The sequence below is a fragment of the Galbibacter marinus genome (genome assembly GCF_000300875.1).
GTDB classification, from domain to species: Bacteria; Bacteroidota; Bacteroidia; order Flavobacteriales; family Flavobacteriaceae; genus Galbibacter; species Galbibacter marinus.
This window is the reverse complement of the sequence record NZ_AMSG01000002.1, coordinates 323,008-337,208: the sequence shown is the minus strand read 5'-3', so window position 1 is coordinate 337,208 and position 14,201 is coordinate 323,008. Positions and strand designations below refer to the sequence as shown.

Sequence of the window (14,201 nt, the reverse complement as noted above, 5' to 3'; positions counted from 1 at the left end):
GACTATAGTTTATAAGGTGAAGTTAATTCCTAGGGTGAATGTTCTGGTAGACGGATATTTATCACGTTCATCATTCCCCGGTGAGAGTCCATTTCTATTGACTTCTGGGTCAATACCTTTGTACTTAGTAAAAGTCGCTAAATTCAGTCCTGAGAGGTAAATTCTAAAACTATTGGTGAACTTTAGGGCATCCTTAGGAAGTGTATAACCTAGGGTTACATTATCTATTTTTAAGAAATCTCCATCTTCCACGTAATGACTCACATAACGTTGTACATCATTTAAAACTGCCTTACCATAAACTTTGTCAAAAGCAGTATCAAGAACGTTGTAACTCACTGTAGGATTCTCATAGAACATTCTAGAAAAATTCAGGATTTGATAATCCAGCGCTCCTCTTAAGTTCACATTTAGATCCCAATTTTTATAGGAAACTGAATTGTTCCAACTAAAATAAGCTTTAGGAAGTCCATTGCCCAGCACCTGACGATCATCAGCAGAAGACTCTGTAGCTGGAATAATCTCACCATCTGGAGTTTCAATCATAAATACGCCATCATCGCTGATATCAACACTCTTGAGTCCATAAAAATTTCCAATTGGTTCTCCTTCCTTTACTCTATGAGTCTCAATTTGAATTGGTTCTCCCGTGTATCCTTGATAGAAGAAATCATTGGTTAACTGAAATTGATCATTCGATAGAGATACTACCTCATTGGAGTTGGTGGAATAGGTCATATTAGAAGTCCAGTTAAAATTTTCTCCTTCAAATGGTACCACTGTAAATAGTATTTCTAGTCCTGAGTTTTTAAGCTCCGCCACGTTTGCAGATATTGTTGGATAAAAGTAAGGAGGTGTTGGAACGCTATAGTTAAACAGTGCACCATCAGTAGTTCTTTGGTAATAATCAACAGATCCACTAATACGGTTATTTAGTAGACCAAAATCCAATCCAACGTTGACCTCTTTTTTCTTCTCCCAAGCAAGATTGGGATTGGCATTTCGTGAAGGAACCAATTCTCGAATCCAATTTCCATTGTTTAAGAAGTAATCCCCATAAGTAAGACCACTAAGAGACTGATAATTAGAACCCGCATTAATTCCAGTAACCCCATATCCAGCTCTTAATTTTAAATTATCTACCCAAGTCGCATTTTCCATAAAATCCTCTTGATCGATACGCCATCCAGCAGAAATCCCAGGGAAACTACCCCATTTATTGTCCTTTCCAAAACGTGAAGAACCTTCATGACGTAAACTAGCTAACAATAAATAACGATCATCAAAGTTATAAGTAACCCTACCAAAGAAAGCAATCAATTTGTCCGAGTTTTTATAACTACTCATACCTGCCTCTCCGAGTTGTAGACCTTGTCCTGAACCTATGTTATTATAATCAAACCCATCGGTAGGAAATCTACGGTTAGTGGCCCAAAATCCTTCGTTTACATTATCTTCATAATTATAACCTGCCATGGCACTAATACTATGTTTTCCGAATTTTTTGTCATAGTCAAGGGTAATTTGACCATAATTTCCTCTATAATCATCTGTTCCTCTAGAGGCAAAACCATCTTGTCCGTATTTCACGGTTGAAACGTGCTTTTTAGTTCTGTAAAAACCACGAATATTTGAATTTCCTTTTCGCGTATAAAGTCCTTTTATAGTTAGGTCATCATTAAAATCATAGCTCATACTAAAATCAAAACGCAAATTTCTGTAGCGATTCTCCCCTATGGTCTCCTGAATATAACCTACTGGATTGTCATAGAAATAGACATCCCGCTCAAACCAATTACCATTACTATCATAAAGTGGTTCTGTAGGGTTTCTGATAATAGCTTGTCTATAGATATAAGGATCAAAGCTAGTTCCATCACCCAAGGTATTAAATACCTGTTCGCTGGCAATAACTGCGATATTTGTCTTTAACTTGTTGTCAAACATAGCGTGATTTACACTAACGCGGCCAGTGTATTTTTCGGTCTCTGATTTTAGAAAAATCCCCTCTAAATCTCGATAGTTGATCGAAGCTGTAATATTAGTGGCATCGTTACCACCTCTAAAAATTAGGTTATGTACCTGACTAATCGCATCGCGAGTAATCTCATCCAACCAATCAGTACTGTGACCAAAATCCTGAAGATTCGCTCCTACAAATTCATATCCTTCCGCATATTTTTCCCGAAGCTGATCTGCATCCAAAAAGTCCATTTTCTCTGAAATGGTAGAAAGCGAAGAATACCCACTATATTCAATAGTAGGACGCTCATTATAATTTCCTTTTTTGGTCGTAATAATAATCACTCCATTGGTTCCACGTGTTCCATAAATTGCCGTAGCAGACCCATCCTTTAAAACATCAATAGTTTCAATATCCTCGGGTGCCACTGTGCTTAGACTAGCAGGAACACCATCAACCAACACTAAAGGCGAAGTACCTCCAGTAAGAGATGAAACTCCTCTTAGTTTGATCTGCGTGCCCTCTGTAGGATCTCCAGAAGGTGCTGAAATGGTTAATCCAGCTACCTTACCTTGAATCAGTTGTGCAGCATCCTTTACATTACCTTTTACAAAGTCTTCAGCCTTCACGGTAGAAACCGCTGAGGTTACATCAGCTCTTTTCTGTGTTCCATATCCGATAACTACAACTTCATCAAGTTCTTGAAGATCCTCTTTAAGGACCACATTAAAATTGGTTTGAGTACCTACAGGAATTTCTTGCGTCTCAAATCCAATATAGGATACGGTGAGTACCGCATTGGTTGAAGGAACGTCTAATTGAAATTTACCATCGAAATCAGTAACGACCCCATTTGAGGTGTTCTTTACAATTACTGATGCCCCAGCAATGGGTATTCCATCAGGATCACTTACTGTACCCTGGATCCCGGTTTGGGCCATTGAAGTAAATGACATCAAGAGGAAAACAACTAAAAAAAGCCATTTGTAAAGAGTATAGTACTCCCCACTCCCGATGTCTTTAAATGAATTGGTTTGTTTCATAATCAATAATTTTACAGGTTATTTTGTTAGTTTATAAACAGTTATACCATTTTAAAACAAGGTTTAAAACGACACATTAAATATGTGTTGTATTGACACTTGTAAAATTATAATTATGAGCGTGAAAAAATATCTAAATATTAGCATATACTAATACTATATTATCCAAGTACTAATGATTAGATAGACAAATTGAAGAAAATACAGCAAAAATGTATAAAAAAGTGTGATACAATACTTTAAATGCAACTGATGTTAATGGTTTGTAAAACGATTGTAATTATACACCCACCTCCACTTTTGATTTATGTAAATTATAAATAAGATGTAGTAATCCATTAATCTTTCAGCCCTTGAATTTAAGATTGTAACAAAAAACCTTAAAAAAACTACATATTTATTAATCTATTAAATCGGTAGACTTGTAGCTTATTGAAAAATTAGATACATTTGCCTTTCATTACATTAGTTAAGATGATCACAGCTATTTCAAAACATAACCATTGTATGCGCATGTCCTTCCTTTTAGGGACTATATAATGTTGTGCTTAAAATAGAACACTTATAGAGTCCTCATTGTTTGGGGACTTTTTTTATATAACATTTAAACGTTTTGAACCATTATGAGCGAATCAAAATTTTCTACTACAGCAGTACATGGAGGCCATGATGTTACTGCACATGGAGGTACTAGAGCGGTACCTATTTACCAGTCTACTTCCTTTGTGTTTAACGATGCAGACCATGCAGCTAACCTATTCAACCTTTCTGAAGCTGGTTATATCTACACACGATTAAACAACCCTACCAATGACATTTTGGAGCAGCGATTAGCAGCATTAGAAGGAGGTATAGGTGCCATAACCACTGCCTCGGGAATGGCGGCCATCTCAACAGCAATCTTAACACTTCTAAGATCTGGGGATCACATCGTTTCTTCAAGTAGTCTTTATGGAGGTACTTACAATTTATTTGGGGTAACCTTGCCTAGATTTGGAATTACAACAAGTTTTATAGACCCTATAGATACTGATAATTTCAAAAATGCAATACAACAGAACACCAAGGCAATCTTTATTGAATCTCTTGGAAATCCTAAATTAGACGTTCTTGATATTAAAGCAATCGCAGCGATCGCCAAAGAAAACAAAATCCCACTAATTGTTGATAATACGGTTGCGACTTCATATTTATTAAAACCGATTGAATATGGAGCAAACATTGTTATCCATTCATTAACTAAATATATTAGTGGAAATGGTACTTCTATTGGAGGAGCGGTGATCGATGCAGGTACTTTTGATTGGAGCAGCGGGAAATTTCCAGAATTCACTGAACCATCTCCAGGGTATCACGGACTCGTATACCACGATGCTCTTGGACCAGCAGCATTTATAGCTAAAGCTCGAGTGGAAGGTCTAAGAGATTTAGGCGCATCTATTAGTCCATATAATTCATTTCAAATTATTCAAGGATTAGAAACCTTGGGAATTAGAATGGAGAAAATTAGCCAGAACACTCTTAGTTTGGCTAAATGGCTACAAGAACAAAAAGAAGTATCTTGGGTAAACTATCCTGGATTGGAAAGTAGTCCTTATTATAAGTTGGCTAAGAAATACTTACCAGAAGGTCAAAGTGGAATCCTTACCTTTGGTGTTAAAGGAGGTTTTGAAGCTGCCAAAAAAATCGCAAACAATACTAAATTATTCTCTTTACTTGCAAACATTGGAGATACCAAATCACTGGTTATTCACCCTGCAAGTACTACACATCAACAATTAAGTGATCAAGATCAGAAATCTGCTGGTGTTTCTCAAGACCTTATCCGTCTATCTCTAGGACTAGAGGACTTGGAGGATTTAAAACAGGACCTTACAGCTGCATTCAATTCGCTATAGATTCGGTTTAGTATAATATAAAAAAGGGAACTGCCTTAACTTTATAGGCATTTCCCTTTTTTATATTCATCTATATTATTTAAGTCCAATTATTCGGTAGCTTTCACAGGACTTTGGAGATCTAAATAGTGTTCCAAACTAGAATGATATTCTATCTCCTGATCTCTCTCTCCTTGAAATAAATAATTAATTACAATTATAAGAGTCGTAAATGCAGAGACGAACCCGATAGCGTAAATTTGAAGAAATACATCATCAAATCTTATATCAGGATGAAACACCCAATAAATTTGGATAAAGTAAATATATCCTGGAATCGTATAGGCAATTCTAAATGGTTTCAAGCAACTTCCTAAAATTAATATTAAAGGAGAAAAGGATTGAGATAATGCCCAAATGAACGTTTGGGTATCTTGGAATCCAAAGTTACTTGTTATACCAAAGGTAGTTACCTTATCGGTAAATAAAACCAAACCAGACAAAGCAACTAAAAGACTTGCGAATATTCTAATTCCCACCTTGGTTACCAGGTCGTTCAACCTTTCTTTTATCCACGGACTGTGGTTCACCGTTTTGTCCTTGGTTTCCTGGTCTTTCAACTTTTCTTTTGTCCACTGACTTTGGTTCATCCTTCTGTCCTTGGTTTCCTGGTCTTTCCACTTTTCTTCGGTCCACTGCATATAGGCTATCAATTTGGGCTGTACTCTCATCGTGAGCACATGAGTTTAAGGTTGATAATACAATTACACTTGCTAAAGTAAATACTAGTTTTTTCATGATAATAAAGTTTTAAATTAATTAATTAAGATGTTTAAAAGTAACATCTTTAGTTAATATAACCTCATTTATCACGAAATAAATCTCAACAAATTATAAATATAACATCATTTAAATCTTTCACAATTTAACACATTATATTGATTTATCAAACAAATAATTATCACGATAGAGAAAACCTGTATATATTATAGGGTTTTTACAATGATCTCAATAAAAATAATAGATTAAAAGAGAACCACAAAAGCCATTTCTTGCGCAACAACTAGGTTGTATCGCATATTAATCATTGTCGTGATCCAGAGAAACAGAACTTTTTGTCGTATTAGGTTGATTTACTTTAACAATACTGTATTGCTTTACAATCCCTTCGGAGATAATTTGAATTTCACTGCCAAGAACTTGACCGAAACAGGCTACCCCTATGGATGATAATACCGATTTATGCTGTTCTTTTATGGTGACAGCATCGGGTAACACAATTTGAAAACGCATGTCGCTGGATTCAAATTGTGAAACCGTAACTGTAGTTTGAAGTCTTACAATATCTTGGGGCATTTGTTCTTCATCAAGAACCTTTGCGCTTTTTAACAGCTCACTTAGTTTCTTAATCTCTTCAGAATGCCTTGCATCGAAATGAAAATTAGACAAACTGATCAATCGTTTTAAGAGCACATATTCTCTTTTCTCCACAATTGGTTCTTGGTATGTCATTATCATCTTCATTTTTCAAATAATGTCCTTTTCCTAGGTTTAAATTTTATTTATGGAAAAATACCTCTTTGAATATAGGCCTGCTCTAACCTTTCTATTGCAATCATAAAAGCGGCTGTCCTTGTATCAACACCTCGCTCTTGTGAAAGATTCATAACCCTATCAAAGGAAGTTTTTAATTTTTTCTCTAATTTTTCCATGACCTCATCCATGGTCCATATCTCCCCGTTTCTGTTCTGTAACCATTCAAAATAACTACCAATTACACCTCCCGAGTTACATAAAATATCTGGTATAATTGTAATGTCTTTTTGTAAAAGCACTTCCTCTGCATCAATATCGGTTGGGCCATTGGCGCCCTCCGCAATAACCTTTGCTTTAATATCATGTGCGTTGGAAGCAGTGATTTGGTTTCCTAAAGCTGCAGGTATACAAATATCGCAATCAGTTGCGAAGAATTTATCATTGGCCATTAAAGCAGCATTGTTATAGCCCTCAAGGCTACCAGCAGATTTTTGATAATCATTTAGTTCGTCAACAGGGATCCCCTCTTTATTGTAATAGGTTCCAGTTACATCTTGGACTGCGATAAGTTTGGCACCTTCTTTTTCCAAAAACCAAGAAGCCCAGTAGCCTACATTTCCAAAACCTTGTACAATAAATGTTTTACCTTTTAAATCTAGCTTTTCTTTTTCTGCCCAGAATTTAACCGTAAGAAAGACACCAAATCCAGTGGCGCGATCTCTTCCCTCTGAACCACCTGCACCAATTGGTTTACCTGTTACAACGTGCAAGTTTTTAGAACGCTCGTTTGGTGTCCTAGTACTCATATAGGTGTCCAATATCCACGCCATGGTCTGTGAGTTGGTATTGACATCTGGAGCTGGAATATCCAGCTCAGGACCAATATTATCACCAAGAGCATAGGTAAACCTACGGGTGATACGTTCTAGTTCTGCATTAGAATATTTTTTTGGATCAATCTGAATACCTCCTTTCGCCCCTCCGTATGGTAGTCCAGCCAAAGCAGTTTTCCAAGTCATCCACATTGCCAAGGCTCTAGCAGCATCCAGATCCACAGTTGGATGATAACGAAGCCCTCCTTTATATGGTCCTAATGCGTTGTTGTGTTGCACGCGATACCCCGTAAACACTTCGATCTCTCCACTGTCCATTTTAACTGGAAAATGCACTACGAGCTCATTATTAGTAATGGCAAGGATTTTTCTAATATTAGGATTCAGTTCAATACTGTCCGCAGCGTGTTCAAACTGGCGCATTACATTGGCCAGCATCCCTTGCCTTGCAGGACCGTCTTTTTTAATCGTTTCTGAAATCATCAATATACTATTAGTTAATTTGTTATGTAGTTTTTAGTGTATATATGGTGGTCAATGTCATGCTAAACTAATTAAATAGCCTATTAATAGTGACACAACATAATTAACCACTGTCGTTTATTTCAACAGTTGTGCCAGTTATTTTACCTATGGTTTTAAAAAACAACAACATACTGTAAATCAGATTATTGTTAAATTTAAACTCCGGATAATTTATATTCTTATACGGGAAAATTTACCCATTTGGGGATATTCTCCCCATCCAAAGGGGTAAAATGCGACCTTAACCTACTTTCGCCCGGAGTGTCTTTCGGTCAATTCCCAAAATTTCTGCCGCTTTAGTTTTATTGTTCTCTACAAGATCTAAGACTTGTTGAATGTATTCCTTTTCTTTTTCAGCTAAAGATTTAATTCCGTCCTTAGGAAAATTGATTTGAAATTTAAACATATCAGGGAGTTGCTTAGGACCTATCTCACCATCACTCATAATCACTGCACGCTGAATACAATTTTCCAACTCACGTATATTACCTGGCCAATTGTAACGTTCTAAGATCTCAAGAGTATCAGAACCAATAGTCATTGACCTATCTTTATATTCCATGGCATATTTTTGCAAAAATAACTTGGCAAGAGGTGCTATATCCTCAGTACGTTCTCTTAGAGGGGGTGCCATTATTTCAACCACCGATAATCGGTAATACAGATCTTGTCTAAACTTTCCTTGTTTGATGGCATTGGCTAAATTACTATTGGTAGCAGCAATTACTCGGATATCTATTTTAGTTGACTTTTGAGATCCCACCTTTTGCACTTCTTTTTCTTGAAGCACTCTGAGTAAACTATTCTGCACCTTAGGGGATGCATTGCCTATTTCATCTAAAAAAATGGTTCCTCCTTCTGCTGCTTGAAAAAATCCTTCCCTTGTATCATTCGCGCCAGTGAAAGCTCCTTTTTCATACCCGAAGAGCTCGGCCTCTAATAAATCTTCTGGTATAGCTCCACAGTTCACTGCGATAAATGGTTTTCGAGAGAACTTGCCGTTGTAGTGAACAGCTCGAGCAATAAGCTCTTTACCTGTACCGCTTTCACCTTGTATCAAAACTGTTGCTTTAATGTCTTTTACCCGGTGTATAATTTCTTTGATTTGATTGAGCGCTGGTGAGTTGCCTACTAGTTCCCTAAAATTATACGCCGTGGTAGTTACTTCTCTTGGATGCTGCTGGCTAGGACCACTGAGGGATTTTGAAACTGAAGTTTTCAGCTCGTCTTTGGTAAAGGGCTTTACCAGATAATCTATGACACCTGATTTACCCATCTCAAGAGCCTCTTTTGCCGAAACATACCCACTTATAACCAAAATAGGCATTGAAGGGTAATGTTCAGAAACATACTTCATCAGCTCAAAGCCATCAACATCTGGCATTTTTATATCGGTAATTAGAAGATCTATTCGGTTACTTTTTAAAATACTTAATGCTTCCTTAACAGATACTGCCTTAAATGTATAGTACTGCATGGATTGTAAATGGCGCTTAAGCAGTTCAAGAACATGAATATCATCATCAACAATCAGTATATTTTCTTTTTTAAAATTCATCTTCACCTTCAATTTGGAAAACACAATTCAAAGACCGTCCCGTGTGGCGCGTTTGGATAAAAGGATATACTCCCCTTATGACTACTCATAATCCCATGAACAACACTTAGTCCCAGCCCAGAACCATCCCCTACGGGTTTGGTAGTATAGAATGGTTCATATACCTTATCACTTAAAGCTTGATCGATGCCAGGGCCTTGATCCTTGATCAAAATTACAATACCTTTTTGATCTTTACTAGCCTGAACTTCTATTGTTGCCTTTGACGGTGAATAATACAATGCGTTCATAATAATATTAAACAATACCTGCGTTAACTGAATCTCATCTGCTTTAATGCCAATATTTGTTTGCTCTATAATCAAATTCGCTGTCACATCCTTCTTTTTAAACGCTGGACTGAGTAAGTTCAGTACATTTTGAAGTACAGGATTTAACAAAATCTCCTGAATTTGTTGTGGAACTTCACATGCAAAGAACATCAATTTTTTAACAATCTCCCTACAAAAAAGTGCATTTTCTTTAATTTTACTTAGGTCACTTTGAACAAGTTCGTCCTTGATTTGTTCATCTAATAATTCGGTAAAACCAATGATACTAGTGAGTGGAGTGTTGAGTTCATGAGCAATTCCAGCGGTAATCTCACCTAAAATATTCAATCGATCATTCCGCTCCATTTGTTTTCGGATTAACTCTTCCTTTTCTCTGATTTGCTTTCTTTCAATCAAATTTCCAATTTCCAAACAAACATTGGATAACAATTTGATTTCTTCCTCAAGAAAATCTTTATCGGTATAACTACGTGATGGATAACGAATTTCTATGCAACCGTTAGGTTCATTAAATACTTTAATTGGTGCATTTATACGAACATAATCAGTTAGCGGCTCTCCAATAGCAACAGTAGTTTCAGAGCAGCTAATATGAACTCCAGCTTCACTCTCATGTTGAAAAGCTTTCTTTAAACAAAAAGCAATTGACTTTAAACTCAATTCCAGTTTCTCAAAGTCACTATTAACAATAATGGAAGTGACCTCATACATACAAGTTAACTCCTTTAAACGCTCTCTGAGGGTATACTCAATGGAATTCATGGTTATAATAATTTCTTACCCCGCTAAGGCTTAGACTATACTTTGGATTATGGGCGATCTTCTTTAGGCAACTTTTCAATAAGCCCTTGATAACGGATCATATCACGTTGGGAACTGTTTATTAGTAGCGAACTTTTTTTGTTTGAGAATACATTTAAGGTCACTTCAAAGGATTCTGCACCATCCTTAGCTCTAAACTTAACAACATGTATATTTTTAGCCTCGTCGTAGTGAAAATTCATATTCTTGGCTACTTGATCGAATTGAATTCCAGCACCTTCAGAATTATAGCCTCCACCCATTTGACGTTCTCCGAAAAAAGGTAGATTTGCTTTGACTGAATCACCTTTGACTTCTAGAAAATTGCCGTTTCCAGATAAATCAATTCGTTGACCACTATTACCAGGACCTAAGATACCACTAGAGGAAAGCTTCATCATACTTGAACTCATTGTTGGAAGTGCCCACTGATTTACAATTCTAAATTCCCTTTTAGATATAAGAGAGTCCACTAATGCTTTCTCTTGAGGTGTTCCAAGCACAGTTTGTGTACTTCCACAGCTGCTTATTAAAAACAGCGTTATAAAACCTATTAAAATACCTGTAGCTCTCATAATCCCTGAATTAAATTATACTTGGTACAATTTACGCAATTCGCCACACAATTTCAATTAATACTGCTATTGTGTTGGGGTTTTGTAGAAGTTTGGAGAATTCCATGTTTTCAGGGAATCCTTTTCATAATACACCATAAATGCCTGAACATCTGAATCCGAAGTAATAAACTCCTTGGCCTTCTCAATCCCCATGGTCATGCAGGCAGTAGCATATATGTCAGCCACCAGTGGTGATAGTCCTTTAACACTTACACTCACCATATGATGCTTTACTGGATATCCAGTTATAGGATCTATAATATGCGGGTATTTATGACCTTGCTCATCGGTATAGAATTTTCTATAACTTCCCGAGGTGCTAATTCCTTGATCGACTAGCTCGATTTTTGTTATAATATTTTCATAGGAGTTCTGGCCAGCTTTGGATGGATCTTCTATACCAATAGTCCAAGGATTCCCTTTCTCGTTTTTACCATGGGCAAAGATTTCTCCACCAATTTCAATCATGTAATTTGCAACCTGAGCCTCGCTGAGAACTTGATGAATTCCTTCAATAGCATATCCTTCACCCATTGCGCTAAGATCAATTTTAACACCCTGTTTGGTAGCCTTTATAAGTGTATCTGAAATAGCAATATTCTCATGCATTGGAACCAGTTTGAGTAGCTCCTTTAGCTCCGAAGAATCCACCTGCATAGAAGCCCCTTGTTCTTCAAACCTCCAGACTTTAATAACTGGGTAAATAGCCGGCTCGAAATAGCCATTAGTAATCTGTTGAAAATGCTGGGCTTCTTTTATCATACCTAAAAAAGTAGGACTCGGATTTTTAAGCTGCCCTGTTTGATTAAAGGTGGTGATTTCAGATTCTCCTACATAACTATTGGCCGCTTCATTAATCACTTGGAAAATAGAATCGATTTTAGGCTTAAAATCAATTTCTGAATCAATTTTAATACGATAATAAGTTCCAAATACAGGGCCTTCCACAAGTGTATAAGAGCGTTGCTTGGTTTCTTGATCGCTTTTACAACCAACTATCAAAAAGACCGACGTCAAAGCTAAAATAAAACGATTAAAACGTATTGACCTACTATTCATCACCATTAATTTTTGTCAAAAGTAATGACAAAATTAGTAATATTGGAAGTTGGAGCTCGCTTGTTTTTTTAATTACTCCCTTGAGATTTTTTCTAACACATAAAAAGAACTTTGGTAAAACTCAAAAGTAAAACGCCCATTGAAGCGAATCATTTTACACGTACATATACTGAATCCAAAAACTTTTGTAAGTTTGACAATGCAATGTATCCAAATAAAAATCACCCTAGTAACTACATTATTAATGAGCTTATTTGTGTCATGTAAAGACACAAAAGAAAGCCCATCGACAAGTGACAAGAATTCTGAGAATTTAACAACCCAGGTGAAGGTTTTAAAAGATAAACCACATGATACACCAGTACCTCAAGGGATGGTATGGATTGCTGGAGGTCATTTCACTCAAGGTGCCCGCCAAGGGGATTCCTTTGCTCTAGATCATGAAAAACCAGCACATCCTGTTGCGGTAGATGGATTTTTCATGGACATCACCGAGGTCACAAATGATCAGTTTTCAGAATTCGTTAAGCAAACAGGATATATCACAATAGCAGAACGAGAAGTCGACTGGGAAGAACTCAAAAAACAACTTCCAGAAGGAACCCCAAAACCACATGATTCTATCTTACAGCCAGGATCTTTAGTATTTAAAAAAACCGAAACAAGTGTCCCAAATCTATACGATTTTTCACAATGGTGGGTTTGGAAAATTGGGGCGAACTGGAAACATCCTAAAGGCCCGGGTAGCTCTATTGAAGGCAAAGGAAATTATCCAGTAGTTCACATTGCCTTTCCCGATGCAGTTGCCTATTGTAACTGGGCTGGAAGAAAACTTCCTACCGAGGCACAATGGGAATTAGCAGCTAGTGCAGGAATAAACAACAAACCATTTACATGGGGAGATAAATTAGATCAATTGGATGTAAAAGCAAACACCTGGACTGGTGAATTCCCAACACAAAACGATCAAGTAGATGGGTTCGAAAATAAAGCCCCTGTCAAATCCTTTCCACCTAACCCCTATGGTCTTTATGACATGGCAGGAAACGTGTGGGAATGGACTAGCGACTGGTACCATATTGATTATTATAAGCAACTATTACATGAGGGATTAGCGCATAATCCAGAAGGTGCTCAAAAAGCATTTAATCCAACCAATCCTTATGCGCAGGAAAAAATAATCAAAGGCGGCTCATTTCTCTGTTCAGACACCTATTGTGCAAGTTATCGCATTTCGGCTAGAATGGCTACTGCCATTGATTCAGGTCAAGAGCATTTAGGCTTTAGGACCATTGTAACCCCAGAAATGCTTGAAGGAACTGTCAATTAGAAATTTAAACACATTTAGAAAAACTGTATATCAAGGTAATTCCCAGAAAGTCATATCCCTATCCAAAAGACGAAACATATTAGCCTAGTGTAGTAATTCAACCCTGTTCAAGTCTTGACCAGGGGGTGTTTCACATTCTAACTTAAAAATAAACAATAGTTATATAAACAAATTATATTGCCCCAATCTCTTAGAAATACGTAATTTTATGCTTTAAAAACATTTCTAAAAGCTTATAACTTGTGAAAATTGGTATAGCTGCTGATCATGCAGGATTTAAAAATAAGGAAGCTTTAAAGCTTTTCCTTGACGAAAAAGGGTATGAATACGAGGATTTTGGAGCCCATAGTATGGATCCAGAAGATGACTACTCTGATATAGTTATGCCTTTAGCCGTAGCAATCTCAGAACAGAAAGTTGACAAAGGAATTGCCATTTGCGGAAGCGGCGTTGGAGTTTCTATTGCAGCAAATAAATTCGAAGGTGTTCGTGCGGCACTGATATCAGAACATTATTCTGCACATCAAGGCGTTGAGCATGACGATCTCAATCTTCTATGTATGGGAGGAAGAGTTCTCGGAGCAGCACTTATTGAAGAAATCACCATAGCTTTTCTCGAAGCAAAATTTATCGATCATGGGAGATTTCAAAGAAGATTGAATAAGGTAAAAGCGATAGAAGAAATGAATTTTAAAAAATTGTAATATCAATAAATACGAATAAAAAA

Annotated in this window: 12 protein-coding genes; 3 read left to right on the top strand and 9 right to left on the bottom strand. The window is 36.7% G+C overall.

The window, feature by feature from the left end; all coding sequences use genetic code 11:
- Positions 1 to 9: 9 nt before the first annotated feature.
- The gene (locus I215_RS03215) at positions 10 to 3,006 is read right to left on the bottom strand and encodes a SusC/RagA family TonB-linked outer membrane protein (RefSeq protein WP_008990517.1); all 2,997 of its coding nucleotides are present in this window, start codon (positions 3,004 to 3,006) and stop codon (positions 10 to 12) included.
- Between the two features lie 623 nt (positions 3,007 to 3,629).
- Between I215_RS03215 and I215_RS03210 the strand changes: the two genes are divergently transcribed.
- Complete coding sequence (locus tag I215_RS03210; RefSeq protein WP_008990516.1) at positions 3,630 to 4,904, top strand: O-acetylhomoserine aminocarboxypropyltransferase/cysteine synthase family protein; 1,275 nt, start codon at positions 3,630 to 3,632, stop codon at positions 4,902 to 4,904.
- Positions 4,905 to 4,993: 89 nt separating this feature from the next.
- On the opposite strand, the gene I215_RS03205 is transcribed toward I215_RS03210, so the two are convergent.
- From I215_RS03205 to I215_RS03170, 8 genes are all read right to left on the bottom strand, one after another.
- Positions 4,994 to 5,443 (bottom strand): hypothetical protein, encoded by a 450-nt coding sequence (locus I215_RS03205; protein WP_156800183.1) that lies wholly within the window; start codon positions 5,441 to 5,443, stop codon positions 4,994 to 4,996.
- Positions 5,412 to 5,681, bottom strand: a complete 270-nt coding sequence (locus I215_RS03200) for a hypothetical protein (protein ID WP_008990514.1) — start codon at positions 5,679 to 5,681, stop codon at positions 5,412 to 5,414. Before I215_RS03200 ends, I215_RS03205 begins: the two co-directional genes overlap by 32 nt.
- 282 nt (positions 5,682 to 5,963) lie before the next feature.
- The gene (locus I215_RS03195; protein WP_162131551.1) at positions 5,964 to 6,395 is read right to left on the bottom strand and encodes a GreA/GreB family elongation factor; all 432 of its coding nucleotides are present in this window, start codon (positions 6,393 to 6,395) and stop codon (positions 5,964 to 5,966) included.
- A 50-nt stretch (positions 6,396 to 6,445) separates the two neighbouring features.
- On the bottom strand, positions 6,446 to 7,735 hold the full coding sequence (locus I215_RS03190) for a Glu/Leu/Phe/Val family dehydrogenase (RefSeq protein ID WP_008990512.1): 1,290 nt from the start codon (positions 7,733 to 7,735) through the stop codon (positions 6,446 to 6,448).
- A gap of 283 nt (positions 7,736 to 8,018) precedes the next feature.
- Positions 8,019 to 9,335: a sigma-54-dependent transcriptional regulator gene (locus tag I215_RS03185; RefSeq protein WP_008990511.1), complete on the bottom strand. Its 1,317-nt coding sequence runs from the start codon at positions 9,333 to 9,335 to the stop codon at positions 8,019 to 8,021.
- An 8-nt stretch (positions 9,336 to 9,343) separates the two neighbouring features.
- Entirely contained in the window at positions 9,344 to 10,429 is a 1,086-nt protein-coding gene (locus I215_RS03180) for a sensor histidine kinase (RefSeq protein WP_008990510.1), read from the bottom strand.
- A gap of 47 nt (positions 10,430 to 10,476) precedes the next feature.
- Positions 10,477 to 11,043, bottom strand: coding sequence for a DUF4251 domain-containing protein (locus tag I215_RS03175; RefSeq protein ID WP_008990509.1), 567 nt, complete (start codon positions 11,041 to 11,043; stop codon positions 10,477 to 10,479).
- Positions 11,044 to 11,109: 66 nt separating this feature from the next.
- A complete protein-coding gene (locus I215_RS03170) occupies positions 11,110 to 12,144 on the bottom strand; it encodes an FAD:protein FMN transferase (protein ID WP_162131550.1) in 1,035 nt (344 codons plus the stop codon).
- Positions 12,145 to 12,388: 244 nt separating this feature from the next.
- Between I215_RS03170 and I215_RS03165 the strand changes: the two genes are divergently transcribed.
- Together I215_RS03165 and I215_RS03160 are read left to right on the top strand one after the other, a co-directional pair.
- On the top strand, positions 12,389 to 13,474 hold the full coding sequence (locus I215_RS03165) for a formylglycine-generating enzyme family protein (RefSeq protein ID WP_156800182.1): 1,086 nt from the start codon (positions 12,389 to 12,391) through the stop codon (positions 13,472 to 13,474).
- A gap of 242 nt (positions 13,475 to 13,716) precedes the next feature.
- A complete protein-coding gene (locus I215_RS03160; protein ID WP_008990506.1) occupies positions 13,717 to 14,178 on the top strand; it encodes an RpiB/LacA/LacB family sugar-phosphate isomerase in 462 nt (153 codons plus the stop codon).
- The last annotated feature ends 23 nt before the right edge of the window (positions 14,179 to 14,201 follow it).

Coding starts and splice junctions, on each gene's coding strand:
- I215_RS03195 (WP_162131551.1), bottom strand. CDS start 6,395: ATGACATACCAAGAACCAATTGTGGAGAAAAGAGAATATGTGCTCTTA.
- I215_RS03170 (WP_162131550.1), bottom strand. CDS start 12,144: ATGAATAGTAGGTCAATACGTTTTAATCGTTTTATTTTAGCTTTGACG.
- I215_RS03165 (WP_156800182.1), top strand. CDS start 12,389: ATGAGCTTATTTGTGTCATGTAAAGACACAAAAGAAAGCCCATCGACA.
- I215_RS03210 (WP_008990516.1), top strand. CDS start 3,630: ATGAGCGAATCAAAATTTTCTACTACAGCAGTACATGGAGGCCATGAT.
- I215_RS03215 (WP_008990517.1), bottom strand. CDS start 3,006: ATGAAACAAACCAATTCATTTAAAGACATCGGGAGTGGGGAGTACTAT.
- I215_RS03180 (WP_008990510.1), bottom strand. CDS start 10,429: ATGAATTCCATTGAGTATACCCTCAGAGAGCGTTTAAAGGAGTTAACT.
- I215_RS03190 (WP_008990512.1), bottom strand. CDS start 7,735: ATGATTTCAGAAACGATTAAAAAAGACGGTCCTGCAAGGCAAGGGATG.
- I215_RS03200 (WP_008990514.1), bottom strand. CDS start 5,681: ATGAAAAAACTAGTATTTACTTTAGCAAGTGTAATTGTATTATCAACC.
- I215_RS03175 (WP_008990509.1), bottom strand. CDS start 11,043: ATGAGAGCTACAGGTATTTTAATAGGTTTTATAACGCTGTTTTTAATA.
- I215_RS03185 (WP_008990511.1), bottom strand. CDS start 9,335: ATGAATTTTAAAAAAGAAAATATACTGATTGTTGATGATGATATTCAT.